This window comes from Amycolatopsis sp. NPDC049159 (assembly GCF_040648295.1).
GTDB classification, from domain to species: Bacteria; Actinomycetota; Actinomycetes; order Mycobacteriales; family Pseudonocardiaceae; genus Amycolatopsis; species Amycolatopsis pretoriensis_A.
The window spans coordinates 1-15,161 of record NZ_JBEZDL010000035.1; the positions used below are offsets into that span (position 1 = coordinate 1).

General features: G+C 71.0%; 13 protein-coding genes and 2 tRNA genes. 4 read left to right on the forward strand and 11 right to left on the reverse strand.

Annotated elements, in window-relative coordinates:
* Positions 1-46 precede the first annotated feature (46 nt).
* The 3 genes from AB0B33_RS42755 to AB0B33_RS42765 form a co-directional block, all read right to left on the reverse strand.
* Entirely contained in the window at positions 47-886 is an 840-nt protein-coding gene (locus AB0B33_RS42755) for an SAM-dependent methyltransferase (RefSeq protein ID WP_360782792.1), read from the reverse strand.
* 140 nt (positions 887-1,026) lie between these two features.
* A complete protein-coding gene (locus tag AB0B33_RS42760; RefSeq protein WP_360782795.1) occupies positions 1,027-2,124 on the reverse strand; it encodes a hypothetical protein in 1,098 nt (365 codons plus the stop codon).
* A gap of 79 nt (positions 2,125-2,203) precedes the next feature.
* Positions 2,204-2,632, reverse strand: coding sequence for a helix-turn-helix domain-containing protein (locus tag AB0B33_RS42765; RefSeq protein ID WP_360782798.1), 429 nt, complete (start codon positions 2,630-2,632; stop codon positions 2,204-2,206).
* A 152-nt stretch (positions 2,633-2,784) separates the two neighbouring features.
* Between AB0B33_RS42765 and AB0B33_RS42770 the strand changes: the two genes are divergently transcribed.
* Entirely contained in the window at positions 2,785-3,195 is a 411-nt protein-coding gene (locus AB0B33_RS42770; protein WP_247020510.1) for a hypothetical protein, read from the forward strand.
* Positions 3,196-3,253: 58 nt separating this feature from the next.
* Here the strand turns inward: AB0B33_RS42770 and AB0B33_RS42775 are convergent, their stop codons facing one another.
* The 3 genes from AB0B33_RS42775 to AB0B33_RS42785 form a co-directional block, all read right to left on the reverse strand.
* Positions 3,254-3,454, reverse strand: a complete 201-nt coding sequence (locus AB0B33_RS42775; RefSeq protein WP_360782802.1) for a hypothetical protein — start codon at positions 3,452-3,454, stop codon at positions 3,254-3,256.
* Between the two features lie 88 nt (positions 3,455-3,542).
* A complete protein-coding gene (locus AB0B33_RS42780; protein WP_247020506.1) occupies positions 3,543-4,085 on the reverse strand; it encodes a type 1 glutamine amidotransferase domain-containing protein in 543 nt (180 codons plus the stop codon).
* A gap of 141 nt (positions 4,086-4,226) precedes the next feature.
* On the reverse strand, positions 4,227-5,780 hold the full coding sequence (locus AB0B33_RS42785) for a SpoIIE family protein phosphatase (protein ID WP_247020504.1): 1,554 nt from the start codon (positions 5,778-5,780) through the stop codon (positions 4,227-4,229).
* Positions 5,781-5,918: 138 nt separating this feature from the next.
* Between AB0B33_RS42785 and AB0B33_RS42790 the strand changes: the two genes are divergently transcribed.
* Positions 5,919-10,604 (forward strand): HAMP domain-containing protein, encoded by a 4,686-nt coding sequence (locus AB0B33_RS42790; RefSeq protein WP_360782834.1) that lies wholly within the window; start codon positions 5,919-5,921, stop codon positions 10,602-10,604.
* Here AB0B33_RS42790 and AB0B33_RS42795 read toward each other — a convergent pair.
* Positions 10,556-10,629, reverse strand: a tRNA-Gly gene (locus AB0B33_RS42795). The two genes, AB0B33_RS42790 and AB0B33_RS42795, sit on opposite strands and share 49 nt — an antisense overlap.
* A gap of 78 nt (positions 10,630-10,707) precedes the next feature.
* Between AB0B33_RS42795 and AB0B33_RS42800 the strand changes: the two genes are divergently transcribed.
* Positions 10,708-10,781, forward strand: a tRNA-Pro gene (locus tag AB0B33_RS42800).
* Positions 10,782-10,976: 195 nt separating this feature from the next.
* Here AB0B33_RS42800 and AB0B33_RS42805 read toward each other — a convergent pair.
* Together AB0B33_RS42805 and AB0B33_RS42810 are read right to left on the reverse strand one after the other, a co-directional pair.
* The gene (locus AB0B33_RS42805; RefSeq protein WP_360782807.1) at positions 10,977-11,747 is read right to left on the reverse strand and encodes an alpha/beta fold hydrolase; all 771 of its coding nucleotides are present in this window, start codon (positions 11,745-11,747) and stop codon (positions 10,977-10,979) included.
* Entirely contained in the window at positions 11,744-12,535 is a 792-nt protein-coding gene (locus AB0B33_RS42810; protein WP_360782809.1) for an NAD(P)H-binding protein, read from the reverse strand. Before AB0B33_RS42810 ends, AB0B33_RS42805 begins: the two co-directional genes overlap by 4 nt.
* Positions 12,536-12,602: 67 nt before the next feature.
* On the opposite strand from AB0B33_RS42810, the gene AB0B33_RS42815 reads away from it, so the two are divergent.
* Positions 12,603-12,968, forward strand: coding sequence for a helix-turn-helix domain-containing protein (locus AB0B33_RS42815; protein ID WP_360782812.1), 366 nt, complete (start codon positions 12,603-12,605; stop codon positions 12,966-12,968).
* On the opposite strand, the gene AB0B33_RS42820 is transcribed toward AB0B33_RS42815, so the two are convergent.
* Both AB0B33_RS42820 and AB0B33_RS42825 read right to left on the reverse strand, forming a co-directional pair.
* Positions 12,941-13,519 carry a hypothetical protein gene (locus tag AB0B33_RS42820; RefSeq protein ID WP_360782814.1) on the reverse strand — a complete coding sequence of 193 codons (579 nt, stop codon included), beginning with the start codon at positions 13,517-13,519 and terminating at the stop codon, positions 12,941-12,943. The genes AB0B33_RS42815 and AB0B33_RS42820 overlap by 28 nt on opposite strands.
* Positions 13,520-13,544: 25 nt before the next feature.
* Complete coding sequence (locus AB0B33_RS42825) at positions 13,545-15,107, reverse strand: carbohydrate-binding protein (RefSeq protein WP_360782817.1); 1,563 nt, start codon at positions 15,105-15,107, stop codon at positions 13,545-13,547.
* Positions 15,108-15,161 lie beyond the last annotated feature (54 nt).

The window sequence follows — 15,161 nt, forward strand, 5'->3', positions numbered from 1 at the left end:
GTTCAGGCGGGTTCCAACCCGCCTGAACACTCACGACCTGGGGGTGTCACTGCTTGCGGGCGACTCCGCCCAGGGTCAGGAAGTTCAGCTCGCTGAGCGGGTGCAGGCGCGGGCCGTCGGGCCACCATTCGTGCAGGTAGACCAGCCCCGGGCGAAGCAGTTCGGTGCCGTCGAAGAACGCCGTGATCTGCTCCCGCGTGCGGTACACGCTGCCCAGCCCGGTGCCCTGGAAGCTCGTCTCCAGCAGCCGCGCGAGTTCCTGCCGCGGCGAGTCCTCTTCCGGGTCGAAGTGGTGCGTGAGCAGCAGGTACGACCCCGGCGCCAGCGCCTTCACGTACTCCGCGACGATCTTCTTCGCGCGTTCGTAGTCGTCGATGTGGTGGATGATCGACGTCAGCATCAGCGCCACCGGCCGGGAGAAGTCGAGGTACTCCTTGACGACGTCGTCGGCGAGGGTGTCGGCCGGGCGGGTCAGGTCGGCGCCCGTCACGTGGGTCAGGTAGTTCTCCTCGAGCAGCGCCCGCCCGTGCACCTGCACCACCGGGTCGTTGTCGACGTACACCACCTGCGCGTCCGGGTTGTACCGCTGCGCCACCTGGTGGGTGTTTTCCGCGGTCGGCATGCCGGAACCCAGGTCGAGGAACTGGTCGATGCCGCGCTTTCCGGCCAGGAACCGCACCGCGCGCACCAGCCAGTCGCGGTGTTCCTTCGCCATCGTGCGGGCGCCGGGCGCGATCGCCAGCAGGCGCCGCATCGCTTCGCGGTCGACCTCGTAGTGGTCGTGGCCGCCGAGCAGCGCGTCGGACAACCGGGCCAGGCTCGCCTTGCTGAAATCGAGCGCGGCGGCGCCGCCCCCGGTTCCGGACCGCAGGTCGCCAGGCGTCATCGGCTGATCTCCCACTCTGCACCGCGGTGGACGGCGCCCCTGCCCGGGCTTCGCTCACCGTGTCCGGCAACGGACAGTGCTCAGCCTACGACATGCCGTTCACAGTGTGAACCAGGGCGAAGGGCCTTACCTGCCAGGGACTATGACCCCCAACGCAGTTCGCGCCAGGAGATTCCGCCGTCCGTGGTGCGGTACACGGCCGAACCGCCCGCGGCATCCGGCTGACCGTCCACGACGACTCCCGTGCCGCGGCCGGGGAAGTCGAGATCGGCCAGCCCGAGGCCGCGTTCGGACAACGCCGTCGTCGTCCAGGTGCGGCCGCCGTCGGCCGTGCGGTGCAGGAACCCGACGCCACCGCCCACCGCCGCGACCGTCGCGGTGGCCGGCGAAGCGGCGGCGAACCCCTGCGTGATCCCGGTGTACGGCGCCTCGTCGCTCCCGCTGAACGCCCCGCCGAGCTGCGGGGCGTGCCGCAGCCGCCGCTCGGTCGAGCCGGGCTGCGGCGACCCGGGACTGCTGCTGCACAGCGCCACGACCTGCCGGTCCCGGACCCCGGCGAGCGAAGCGACCGACCCCGCGGGGCAGGGCGGCTCGGCCCGGGTGAAGCGGACGCCGTCGCGCGAGGTCCAGTACTCCTCCGTGCCGTAGTCCGCGCCGAGCGCGACCTGGAGCCCACCGCCGGCGGAGAGGTCGCCGTAAGTCAGCGCGCCGGTGGCCGCGAACCCGGGCACTCCGGCCAGCACCGGCGAGCCGGCGACGGCGGAGTACAGCCGCGTCGAGCCGCGGCCCTCGCCGTAGGCCGTGAGCACGGCGAACACCCGCCCGCCGGTTTCGGTGATCTTCGAGAGGTAGTACGGCTCGCGCGCGCCGATGAGGCCGACCGGGTGCCAGGTCGCGCCGCCGTCCCGGGTGGTGCGGACGTGGACGCCGTCGCTGACGTACGCGACGCGGGCGGAGACGAACGTGAGCGCGACGTGGTTGTGGTTGTCCGGCAACGGCATCGCCGGCGCACCCAGCCGCCGCCAGTGCGTGCCGCCGTCGGTCGTGCCCACCAGCGCCGGGCACCAGCTCTTCGCGCACGGCGAATACCCGAGGACGTACCCGGTGTCCGGGCCGGTCCAGCTCGTCGACGCGGGCCGGAACCCCGCCGGTACCGCGGTTTCCGCCGACGCGGGGAGGACGGGAAGTGCCAGGAGAGCGAGGACGGACGCCAGCAGCGCCGGGATTCTCATGATCACGTGGACGTCCCGCACGGGGCCGGGTTGCCCGCCCCGCCCGGGATTCCCACGCGCGGCTCAGCGCGCGGCGGCCGGGAGATCAGGTCAGGTTTTCGGCGATCGACGCCACCCACCGCAGCAGGTCGGCGCCCGCGGCGAGGTCACCGAGCACGATGATCTTCATCGTGGCGCGGCCTTCGTCGTGGATGGTCTCCACGCGCAGGGGCCGCTCACCGCCGTCCCGCGGGCCGTTGACCGAGGCCACGACCATGGTCGAGAGCCGGTCCGCGCCGGCCCGGTCGATGCCGCCCAGCTCGACGACGCCCGACAGCTCGGCCGTCCGCGCCGCCCCGGCCCGCTCGGCGACCGGCAGCCCGGTGAACGCCTCGAGGTCGTCGGCGGCGATCCGGTACTGCTTGCCGATCCGGACCGCCTTCAGCCGCCCGTCCCGCACGTAGTTCCGCACCGTCCGGACGTGCAGGCCGAGCTTCGCGGCGACCTGCTCGACGGAGAAGACGTCCTGCGCCATGACCCTCCTTGAGTCCCCTAAACAACCCTAACATGACGCATTTTTCGGAAGTTTGAGGAACGTGCGGTTTACCCGTCCGGGTGACGGGTATTCCCCCGGCGCTACCGTACGCCCAGATACGTCCACATCGGACAGTCGAAAGGACGGCGACGATGCCGTATCCCCCGCCCCAGGAGCCGTACGAACCGCGCTACGAACCGGCCACGACGGAAGAAGTCGTCGAGCGGACCCATCCGCGGATCCGGGTCGTCCGCACGGTCAACGCCCTGATCCACCTCGTGTGCGCGGTGTTCGCGCTGGTCCTGGCCGTGCACATCGTGCTGGTGCTGGGCGAGGCCAACTCGGCGAACGGCTTCGCGCACCTGATCAGCGAGTGGTCGGCCGGCGTCTCGCTGGGCCTGCGCAACCTGTTCACGCCGGATTCGGAGAAGCTGGCGACGTTCCTCAACGACGGTCTCGCGGCGGTGATCTGGCTGGTCATCGGGGCGATCCTGACCGACGTCATCACGCGCATCGGCGCGCCGGGGCCGCGCCGGGTCTGGTACCGGCGCAGCTACCGCTGACCCGGACGTGAAGAAGGCCTCCCCGGCTCGACCGGGGAGGCCTTCTTCACGTCCGTCGTCAGCCCTGCGGCTGTTCGGCCACCGGTTGCGCCGGCTCCGGCTCGCTGACCGGCCGGGCCGGGTCGGCGGGGTCGGCGCCGCGGGGTACCGGAACGCCCACGGGGGCGATCGCGTCGAAGTGCTCGCGGCACCAGCGGCCGTAGCGCCTTGCCTGCACCGTCATCGCGTCCACCTCCTCTCGCCGGGCGATCCTCGTCACACCCTCAGCGTCCTCCGCCAGGGCACCGAATGCCAACAAATTTAAGCGGGACTTAACACGCGCGTCCGGGTGAACGTCTACAAAGGACTCAGCCCGCGAACGAGCGCACGACCTCGCGGCAGAACGCCGGCAGGTCGTCCGGGTTCCGGCTGGACACCAGGCCGTTGTCGACCACCACTTCTTCGTCGACGACGGTGGCGCCGGCGTTACGCAGGTCGGTGCGAATACTCGGGTACGACGTCAGCCGGCGCCCTCGTACGACATCCGCTTCGACGAGCGTCCACGGACCGTGGCAGATCACCCCGACCGGCTTGCCGGCCCGGACGAAATCGCCGGCGAAGCGGACCGCGTCCGGGTCGATGCGGAGGTTGTCCGGGTTCATCGTGCCGCCGGGCAGCAACAGCGCGTCGAAATCGTCGACGCGGACGTCGGCGACCTTCCGGTCGACGGGGAAGCGGTCGCCCTTGTCGATGTCGCCGTTCATCGCCTGGATCTCGCCGGTGTCGAGGGACACCAGCTCGACCGTCGCACCCTCGTCGAGGACGGCCTGGCGCGGCTTTTCGAGTTCGACCTGCTCGACGCCGTCCGCCGCCAGGATCGCGACGCGGCGTCCGTTCAGTGCGTTCGCCATGAGACTCCTGTCATCGGGATCGATGCACGGGGAATTACCCCCTCCGCGTGCGGCCAAACCCGGTCCACAAAGGACTGTGACAGCCGGGGCTCCGCCCCGGGCCGGGGGCTCCGCCACCCGGAACCCCCAACGCAGAGGAGCTCATTCGGGGCACTCGATGGCCAGCACGGCGATGTCGTCGTGGGCCGAGCTGCCGAGCCAGTCCCGGACGGCCTGCCGCAGCCGCCGCACGACCTCGCGGGCCGGCTCCCCCGCCGCGGCCGTGAGCACCGCGCGCAGCCGGTCGTCGCCGAAGAGCTCCGTGGGGTCGTGGCGGTTGCGGGCCTCGGTGATGCCGTCGGTGTAGAGCAGGCACATCTCGCCGCGCTCCAGCCGCACGCCCGCCTCGGCGAACCGGGCCTGCGGCGAGATGCCGACCAGCGTGCCGGGGACGGTGACCTCCTCGACCACGCCCGAGCGGCGGATGATCAGCGGCGCCGGGTGCCCGCCGGAGGCCAGCGTCAGCTCGACGCCGCCGTCCGCCGGGCGCGCGGTGCCGAGCACGAGGGTGGCGAAGCGGCTGCTGCCGCCGGCGATGAGCAGCTCGTTGAGCAGCCGCAGCAGCGTGCGGCCGTCGCGTTCGACCATGGCCAGCGCGGTCAGCGCGTGCCGGACCCGGCCGGTCAGCGCCGCGGCCTCCGGGCCCTTGCCGCAGACGTCGCCGAGCACCAGGAACGCGCTGCCGTCGTCGTGCGGGAGGACGTCGTAGAAGTCGCCGCCGACCGCGAGCACCCCGCCCGCCGGCTCGTACCAGGTCTCGAACCGGGTGCCCTCGAGCTCCGGCGGGTCGATCGGGCGCAGCGTCGTCTCCAGGCCGCGGGTGGCCTCTTCCTGGCGGGCGTAGCGCTGGGCGTTGGCCAGCGCCGTCCCGGCCGCCTTGGCGAACTCGACCACCGCGCGGGTCTGGTCGGTGCCGAACTCGGGGTCGGCGCGCCGGCCCAGCAGCAGGGCACCGGTGACGCCGGCGCCCGCGCTCGGCCCGAGCGAGACGACCGAGACGTCGGCGTGGCCGGCGAACCGGTCGGCGACGACCGACGGGAGCGTCGCCACCTCCGGCGCGGGCACGGGCGCGAGCTGGGGACGGCCGAGGGCGCCGAAGGTGGCCGCCAGCACCGGCGCGACCTGGGCGGGGACCCGCCGGATCCGGCCGTGGCCCTGCGCGGCCGGGCCCTCACAGCTCCACCACTCCCACCGGCCGCGAGTGGTCGGGAGCAGTACGAAGACGGTTTCGGCCAGCGCGGACGCGGCCAGCTCGGCGATCACCCGCGCGGTGCCGTGGCGCCCGCGCGCCCCGGCCAGCCGGGGCCCGGCCTCGGCCAGGAAGTCGCCGACGTGCCGCTGCGGGACGTCCTCCGCCTGAACGGTCCAGGCGTGCCAGCCGCCCGGGAGGGCTCTGATGCGCGCCGGACGCCGGTGGCCGGCCACCTCTACGTGGCCCGAGGTCTCGGCGATCGGGTGCAGCCGCGGCTCGGCGCCGCCGGTCAGCGTGCGTGCCGCCGGGTTCGCCCAGCGCAGCTCCCCGTCGGCGTCCTGGACGAACACCGCGTCGCGCACGTCTTCGAGGACGGCCCGCCCGAAGGCGTCGAAGCCCGGCGGCCCGTCCTCACCGGCGATCGACGGCAGGGCCGCCGACGCCGGGGCCGGACGTGACACCATGCACGGACCTCCTGCCTCCGGACTGCTGTCGCACGGCTACCGCGTGGTGGGCGGACTGGCTCGAAGTGTAGGGCGAATCATGGCACGCTGGGTCGACGACCATGGCTGGCGCATGCGTGGTGGAGAGGGTCGGCACACATGACAACGGAATCCCAGAGCGAAGCGGCCGCGCTGGAACGGCTGCTCGTGGCGGTCCGGGATCTCGGGGACGGCAACTTCCGGCGGCGGCTCGTGCCGCACGGCGACGGCATCTCGGCGCAGCTCGCGGTGGCGTTCAACGACATCGCCGAGCGCAACCAGCGGCTGGTCAGCGAACTGCTGCGGGTGCGGACGGCGGTCGGCCAGGAAGGCAGGCTGCTCGAACGGCTGGAGGGCCAGGTCGGCCCCGGCGGCTGGAACACCGCCGTCGAAGCCGTCAACGGCCTGGTCGAGGACCTCACGCGGCCGGCGATCGAGCTGGAGCGCGTGCTCGGCGGCGTCGCGGACGGCGACCTGTCCCAGCCGATGACCCTCACGCTGGACGGCCGGCCGCTGCAGGGCGCATACGCGACCCTCGCCAAGACCGTCAACGGCCTCATCGCGCAGCTGTCGCGCTTCGCCGTCGAAGTGACGAGGCTCTCCCGCGAAATCGCGGGTGAGGGACGTCTCGGTGGCCAGGCGGTCGTCCCGGGCGTGTCCGGCACCTGGCGCGACCTGACCGACTCGGTCAACTTCATGGCCGACAACCTCACCGAGCAGGTCCGCAACATCGCGCAGGTCACCACCGCCGTCGCGCGCGGCGACCTGACCCAGAAGATCAACGTCGACGCCCGCGGCGAGATCCTCGAGCTCAAGAACACCATCAACACCATGGTCGACCAGCTCTCGTCGTTCGCCGACGAGGTCACCCGCGTCTCCCGCGAGGTCGGCTCGGACGGCAAGCTCGGCGGCCAGGCCCAGGTCGCGGGCGTCGCCGGGACGTGGCGCGACCTCACCGACTCGGTCAACCAGATGGCCGACAACCTGACCGACCAGGTCCGCGGGATCTCGCAGGTGGCGACCGCGGTGGCCAACGGCGACCTGACGAAGAAGATCGACGTCGACGCCCGCGGCGAGATCCTGCAGCTGAAGAACACGCTGAACACGATGGTCGACCAGCTTTCGGCGTTCGCCGGCGAAGTCACCCGTGTCGCGCGCGAGGTGGGCTCCGAGGGCAAGCTGGGCGGCCAGGCGGAGGTGGCGGGCGCGGCCGGGACGTGGCGCAGCCTCACCGACTCGGTCAACGGCATGGCCGACAACCTGACCGACCAGGTCCGCAACATCTCGCACGTGACCACGGCCGTGGCGCGGGGCGACCTGACGCAGAAGATCACCGTCGACGCCCGAGGCGAGATCCTCGAGCTCAAGACGACCATGAACACGATGGTCGACCAGCTCTCCGCCTTCGCCGACGAGGTCACCCGCGTCGCGCGCGAAGTGGGTACCGAGGGCCAGCTGGGCGGGCAGGCGCAGGTCCCGGGGGTCGCCGGCACCTGGCGCGACCTGACCGGGTCGGTGAACTTCATGGCGAACAACCTGACCACCCAGGTGCGCAACATCGCCCAGGTCGCGACCGCCGTCGCGCGGGGCGACCTGACGCAGAAGATCGCGGTCGACGCCCGGGGCGAGATCCTCGAACTCAAGACCACGCTCAACACGATGGTCGACCAGCTCTCCGCCTTCGCCGACGAGGTCACCCGCGTCGCCCGCGAAGTCGGCACCGAGGGCAAGCTCGGCGGCCAGGCCACCGTGCCCGGGGTCGCGGGCACCTGGAAGGACCTCACCGACAACGTCAACTTCATGGCGAACAACCTGACCGACCAGGTCCGGAACATCGCCACGGTGACGTCGGCGGTCGCGAAGGGCGACCTGACGCAGAAGATCACCGTCGACGCGCGCGGCGAGATCCTCGAACTCAAGACCACGCTCAACACCATGGTCGACCAGCTCTCCGCCTTCGCCGACGAAGTCACCCGCGTCGCCCGCGAAGTCGGCACCGAAGGCATCCTCGGCGGCCAGGCCACCGTCCGCGGCGTCGCCGGGACGTGGAAGGACCTGACCGACAACGTCAACGTCATGGCCACCAACCTGACCGACCAGGTGCGCAGCATCGCCACGGTCGCGACCGGCGTGGCCAACGGCGACCTGTCGAAGAAGATCTCGATCGTCGCCCAGGGCGAGGTCGCGGCGCTGGCCGAGACGCTGAACGGCATGGTCGAGACGCTGCGCGCGTTCGCCGACGAGGTCACCCGCGTCTCGCGCGAGGTCGGCACCGAAGGCATCCTCGGCGGTCAGGCGCGGGTCCCCGGCGTGGCCGGGACCTGGAAGGACCTGACCGAGAACGTCAACTTCATGGCGCACAACCTGACCAGCCAGGTGCGCAACATCTCGCAGGTGACCACCGCGGTCGCGAAGGGCGACCTGACGAAGAAGATCGACGTCGACGCCCGCGGCGAGATCCTCGAGCTCAAGACCACGATGAACACGATGGTCGACCAGCTCTCGGCGTTCGCCTCCGAGGTCACGCGCGTGGCGCGCGAGGTCGGCACCGAGGGCAAGCTCGGCGGCCAGGCCGAGGTCGGCGGCGTGTCGGGCACCTGGCAGCGGCTCACCGAGAGCGTGAACCAGCTGGCCGGGAACCTGACCACGCAGGTCCGCGCGATCGCGCAGGTGGCGACCGCGGTGACGGCGGGCGACCTGACCCGGCACATCACGGTCGACGCGTCCGGCGAGGTCGCGGACCTCAAGGACAACATCAACCAGATGATCGCGAACCTCAAGGAGACGACGAGGACCAACCGCGAGCAGGACTGGCTGAAGACGAACCTCGCGCAGCTGTCGGGGCGGATGCAGGGCCACCGCGACCTGGCTTCGGTCGCCGCGCTGATCCTGTCCGAGCTGGCCCCGCTGGTCCGCGCCCAGCAGGGCGCGTTCTTCCTGGCCCGCGACGACGACCGCGACGGCACGGTGCTGGAGTGCATCGCGGCCTACGGGCTCGCGCAGTCCCGCGCCGGCCTGCGCTTCGGGATCGGCGAGTCGCTGATCGGCCAGGCCGCGGTCGACCAGCGCACCATCCTGGTCCACAACGCACCGCCGGAGTACGCGCTGATCTCGTCCGGCCTCGGCTCGGCCGCGCCGGTGAACCTGATCGTGCTGCCGGTGCTGTTCCAGGGCGAGGTGCTCGGCGTGCTGGAGCTGGCCTCGGTCAACGAGTTCAGCACGGTCCACCAGGACCTGCTGGAGCAGCTGCGGCACACCATCGGCGTCAACGTGAACACGATCCTGTCGAACTCGCGCACGGAAGCGCTGCTGACCGAGTCGCAGCGGCTGGCGCAGGAGCTGCGGGCGCGGTCGGAGCAGCTGCAGGCCCAGCAGGGCGAGCTGCGGCGGTCCAACACGGAGCTGGCCGAGAAGGCCGCGCTGCTGGCCCAGCAGAACCGCGACATCGAGGTCAAGAACAGCGAGATCGAGCAGGCACGCCAGGAGCTGGAGGAGCGCGCCGGGCAGCTGACGGTGGCGTCGCAGTACAAGACCGAGTTCATGGCGAACATGTCGCACGAGCTGCGGACGCCGCTGAACAGCGCGTTGATCCTGGCGAAGCTGCTCTCGGAGAACCCGGAAGGGAACCTGACGGAGAAGCAGATCCAGTTCGCGAAGACGATCTACGCGGCCGGGTCCGACCTGCAGCAGCTGATCAACGACATCCTCGACCTGGCCAAGGTCGAAGCGGGCCGGCTGGACATGCAGATGTCCGACATCACGCTGCCGGAGCTGGTGGACTACGTCGAGTCCCTGTGCCGGCCGCTGACCGCGGACAAGGGCCTGGAGTTCGCCGTCCACATCGACCCGCCGGTGCCGGGCAGCGTCCACACCGACGAGCACCGCCTCCAGCAGATCCTCCGCAACCTGCTCTCGAACGCGGCGAAGTTCACCGACGAGGGCGGCGTCCGCCTGCACATCCGCGCGGCCGACCCGGCGGAGGTCGAGCAGGAGGCGCTGCGCAACGCGCCGGGCATCATCGCGTTCGCGGTCGAGGACACCGGGATAGGGATCCCGGAGGAGAAGCTGGCGGTCATCTTCGAGGCGTTCCGCCAGGCGGACGGCACGACGAGCCGCAAGTACGGCGGCACGGGCCTGGGCCTGAACATCAGCCAGCAGCTGACCGAGCTCCTGGGCGGCGAGCTGCGCGTGGTGAGCGAACCGGGCGTCGGCTCGACGTTCACCCTCTACCTCCCGGTGGCGGCGGCCAACCTGGTCGACCCGGCGGTCACGGCCCTGTCCTCCCCCCGCCTCCCCCCGGTCCCGAGCACGGTCCTGGTCGCGGCCCCCGACGTCACGCCCAAGCGCTTCCACGGCGAGAAGGTCCTGATCGTCGACGACGACCTGCGCAACGTGTTCGCACTGGCCGCGGTCCTGGAACAGGCCGGCCTGGAGGTCATCTACGCGGAGACGGGCGTGGACGGCATCCGGGCCCTGGAGCGCAACGAGGACACGGCCCTGGTCCTGATGGACGTGATGATGCCGGAGCTCGACGGCAACGCGACGATCGCGGCGATCCGAGCGGAAGCGGCCAACGCCGACCTCCCGGTGATCGCCGTGACGGCCAAGGCCACCGCGGAGGACCGGGCCAGGACGCTGGCCAGCGGAGCGGACGACTACATCACGAAGCCGGTGGACACCGACAAGCTGCTGGACGTGATCGCGGCATCCCTGGAGGCCGACGCCGCTTCAGCCCGCGACGCCGCCTCCTACGAGAGTGGAGCGGGTGACGGGAATCGAACCCGCGTAGCTAGTTTGGAAGACTAGGGCTCTACCATTGAGCTACACCCGCGTGCCCCCGAGGTACCCGGGTGCGAGGCCAGCTTAGCGTGACGCGCTAGGCTGACCGCACACCCCCCTGGGGGTGTGCCGGGATGTGGCGCAGCTTGGTAGCGCATTCGCTTTGGGAGCGAAGGGTCGCAGGTTCAAATCCTGTCATCCCGACCGGATTCCGTGGGTGGGGTGTGTCCGCGGAGCGCGCGGACTTCCCCCGGAATCCGGGTGTTGCCCGGGGGCCGAGCCCCCGGACCCCCACGGTGCCTTCGGTTCCCGTTGGCAGGTGTGCCCCGGCTTGGCCGGGCCTGGGGTGGGTGGGAACTCCCCGGTGGGGGTGTGTCGCCGTCGCGCCGCAGCCGTACGTCAGCGGGCTGTGGCTCCGCTGATCCTCTCCAGCCACTCCGCCGCCACCGCCGCCAGGGCTTCCGGTTGGTCCTCCGGGGTGTGGTGCCCTGCCTTCTCCGGGCGGTGCACCACCTCCAGCGACGCGAAGTTCGCGGAAAACCACTCGACCATCGACGGCGTCAGCATCGTGCCGAAGCCCGGCTCGAACGTCACCAGCAACTTGGGCAGGGCGGACGACGAAAGCCAGCGGTCGAACGCCTCGATCCGCGACACCACCGACGCCGGCTCGCCGCCCAGCGGCATCGACCGGGTCCACTGCAGCACCGGGCGAAGGTCCTGGGACGCGTACTCCGGGGGCAGGAAGCCGCCGATCATCGACTCGCCCACCCCCGGCGTCTTGAGAGCGCGGAACACCTCGGCCCCCGCGGGCGGGAACTCCGCCCACGACATCGGCTTCAGCACCGCTTCCGTGAACGCCAGCGCCCGGACCCGCGAAGGGTGGCGGGACGCCCAGTCCGCCGCCAGCGCGCCACCCCAGTCGTGGCCGATCAGGACCACGTCGTCCAGCGCCAGGGCGTCGAACCAGTCGTCGAGGTGGCGCGCGTGGTCGTCGAACGTGTACTCGATGTCCGGCCTCGGTGAGTCACCCATCCCGATCAGGTCCGGCGCCAGGCGACGGCCCGGCAAGGACGGCATCACGGTGCGCCACAAGCGGGACGACGTCGGGTTGCCGTGCAGGAACACCAGCGGCGCTCCGCTGCCTTGCTCCTGATAGGCCAGTGTCGTCACTTGAACGCTCCCGCGAAACGCGCGGCCCACGCCGCGAACGGACGCGGCGGGCGGCCCAGGATCCGTTCCACGTCCGGGCTCACCCGCTGCTCCGACGGCGCCGGTGCGCCCAGGATGTCCAGTGTGGACTCCGCCACCTCCGCCGGCATGAAGTTCAGCATCGCGGCGAGTGCCTCGGCGCGCGTCTGCGGGACGAACCGCACCGGCTCCCCGACCGCCTCGCCGATGGCCGCCGCCTGCTCGCGCGGGGACACCGGAGCCGGGCCGGTCAGGACGTACGTCTTTCCCGCGTGCGATGGGGAAACCAGCGCCGCCGCCGCGACCGCCGCGATGTCCTCCGGGTCGATCACCGGCAGGGCGACGTCGCCGAACGGTGCCGCGATCGCACGTGAAGTGCGCACGCTTTCCGCCCACTGGAACGCGTTCGACGCGAACCCGGCCGGACGCAGGATCGTCCACTCCGGACTCGACGCCCGTACGGCGTCTTCGAACACCGCCGGGTGCCGTCCGGTTCCGACGCCCTGCGACGAAAGCAGCACCACGCGGGCGGACCCGGTCCGGGCCAGCACCGGCTCCAGCGAACCCTGGAACCCCGGCGGCACCATCAGGAACACCGCCGACGCGTCCTCGAATTCCGGTGGCGAAGCCAGATCTCCCTGCCGGACAACCACTCCCGGTGGCGCGTCGGCGATCCGGCGGGACACCGCCGTCACTTCTTCTCCGGCCTCCGCCAGCTGGCGCACCAGCGGGGCTCCGACATTTCCCGTTGCTCCCATAACCACGATCATGGGAACGACGCTACATTCGCCGGTATAGTAGGTACCTAGAGGAAAGTAATGGCTGGAGGCCCGAAAAGTGACCAGGACCACACCCGAGCTGGCCTGCCCGATCGCGCCGGTCGTGGACATCGTGTTCAGCCGGTGGACCACGCCGATCCTGTGGGCCCTCAACGAATCCGGCCGGCAGCGGTTCGTCGAACTCGAGCGCCGGATCGCCACCATCACGCCGAAGGTGCTCACCCAGCGGCTGCGACAGCTGGAGCGCGACGGTCTCGTCGTGCGCACCTACCACGCCGAAGTCCCGCCACGGGTGGAGTACGAGATCAGCGAGCTGGGCCGCAGCCTGGGCCCGCTGTTCGCCAGCCTCGCCGAGTGGTCACCCCACCTCGACGAGGTCGAGCAGGCCCGGGCGGCTTACGACTCCCGCAGCTCGGCCAAGTAGGCCTCGGCCGCGGCGACGTCGGCGGCCGAGGCCCTCGCCCGCTCGCGTTCGAGGGCGGCCGAAAGGATCTTCACGGCTTGGGCGACGTCGCCGCGGGAGTCGCCCTGGACGACGGCGTTCTCCAGCGCCCGGCCGAGCTTCGTGGTCGCGAGCGACGCCTGCTCGCGCGAGACGATCCGGATCCAGTTGCCGCCGGGGTCGACCACGCTGAAGCCGGTCAGGCCCCCCATGTTCTTGCGCACGCGCGGCCGCGTCATCCGCGGAATCCCCTTGACCAGCAGTTTCCCGTGCATCGCGCGCATCCCGGCGGCGAACGCGTCGAACAACGCGCCGAGGTCGGGGACCTGCACCAGGCAGGTGCCGTAGGACTGCTCCGGATCGAAGCCCGGCATCCCGAAGAAGTGCAGGTGCAGGTCCTCGCGCCGCAGCGCGACGTACGGGTTCGGGCGGAGCTGCCGGTACGTCCGCTCGAACCCCAGCATCGCGTAGAACTCCGCGATCTCGTCGACGTCCCCGCACGGCAGCAGGGGCGTCGTCACCTCACCGGCCATTGATCTCGTACCCCATACGAAAAGGCTACTGCGAAATGTCCAGATAATCCAGGTTCGCCGGGCCGTCTGCGGTGGTTGCGGTGAGCCGTACGGTGTGCGCGCCCGCCGTGAGAGTCACCGGACGGGCGACCGTGCTCCACGTCGTCCAGGCGCCGGTCGGCGAGAACGGGACGCCGGTGGCCACCACCGCGCCGTCCACCGCGATGTCGACCGGGCGCGCCGTCGTCGTGCCGTTCGCGTAGCCGACCGCGAGCGTCGACGCCGGTCCGCTCACCTGCCACTCGACGTAGCTGCCCACCGCGTTGGCGCCGTTCGCGAAGCCCGTTCCCGAGAAGCCCGCGTGGTTCGCGTCCACCGTGCCGCCGGCCGAAAGGGTCGCGGATTCGGCTTCATAACGGGAACTCCGGGACGACACGCGGTACAGCACCGTCGCGTGCGAGGGCACCGACGCGCTGATCGTGCCCGTGGTGGTCCGGACCGCCTTGCTCCACAGGTCTTTCAGCGTGTACGAAGACACGCCGCCGATGCCGGTCGCGGACGCGGTCGTGCCGATCGTCGCCGTCGCCGCCGTCTCGTTGGACAGCGCCACCGCCCGATCGCCGTTGGCGAGCACCTTGCTGTAGACGACGAGCCCGCCGTTCGCACTCAGCACGGTCGCCTGCTTGCCCAGCGGATCCTGGTCGAGCGCGATCACGTCGGTGTTCTCCAGGATCGCGAAACTGTCGGCCGACGCCTTCCGCAGGTCGCTGCCGATGAGCAGCGGCGCCGCCATCATCGCCCACAGGCTGAAGTGCGTGCGGTACTCGGCCGCGGTCATGCCGCCGTTGCCGACCTCCAGCATGTCGGGGTCGTTCCAGTGCCCGGGGCCGGCGTACTGCGCGAGCCCGCGGTTGGTCTGCGCCTTGCCGATCATGCTCGACCACTTGTCGGAGATGTCGCCGGTGGTGCGCCACAGGTTCCCGACCGGCGCCGCCCACGTCCACGGCTTGTTCTGACCCCACTCGCAGATCGAATAGGCGATCGCGCGCCCGGACTTCGCGAGCGCGTCCCGCATCGCCTTGTACCGCTGCTGCGCGTCGGCACCCTGGTTGTTGCAGTTGTCGTACTTCAGGTAGTCGACGCCCCAGGAGGCGAAGAGGTTCGCGTCCTGCTGCTCGTGACCCAGCGCGCCGGGGAAGCCGGCGGTGTTGCACGTCTTCGTCCCGGCGCTGGTGTAGATGCCGAACTTCAGGCCCTTGCCGTGCACGTAGTCGGCGAGTGCCTTGATGCCGTGGGGAAAGCGCGCGGGGTCGGGGACGAGGTCACCCGCCGGGTTCCGCGACGGCAGCGCCCAGCAGTCGTCGATGTTGACGTAGGTGTAGCCGGCGTCCTTGAGACCCTTGCTGACGAAGATGTCGGCGATGCCCTTGATCATCGCCTCGCCGAACTCGGGGCGGCACTGCGTCGAGTTCCAGTTGTTGAACCCCATCGGCGGTGTCCGCAGCAGCCCGTTTTCGAGCGCCGACGCCGGGGGTGAACCCAGGACGAAACCGCTTGCCGCGATCGCCAGCGCGGCGGCCGCGCTCGCGGTGCGCCGAAGTGAGGACATGCGTGCTCCCGGAGGTGAGTAGGGCGACCTCCGGCTAGTTAAGGATCCTTCCAA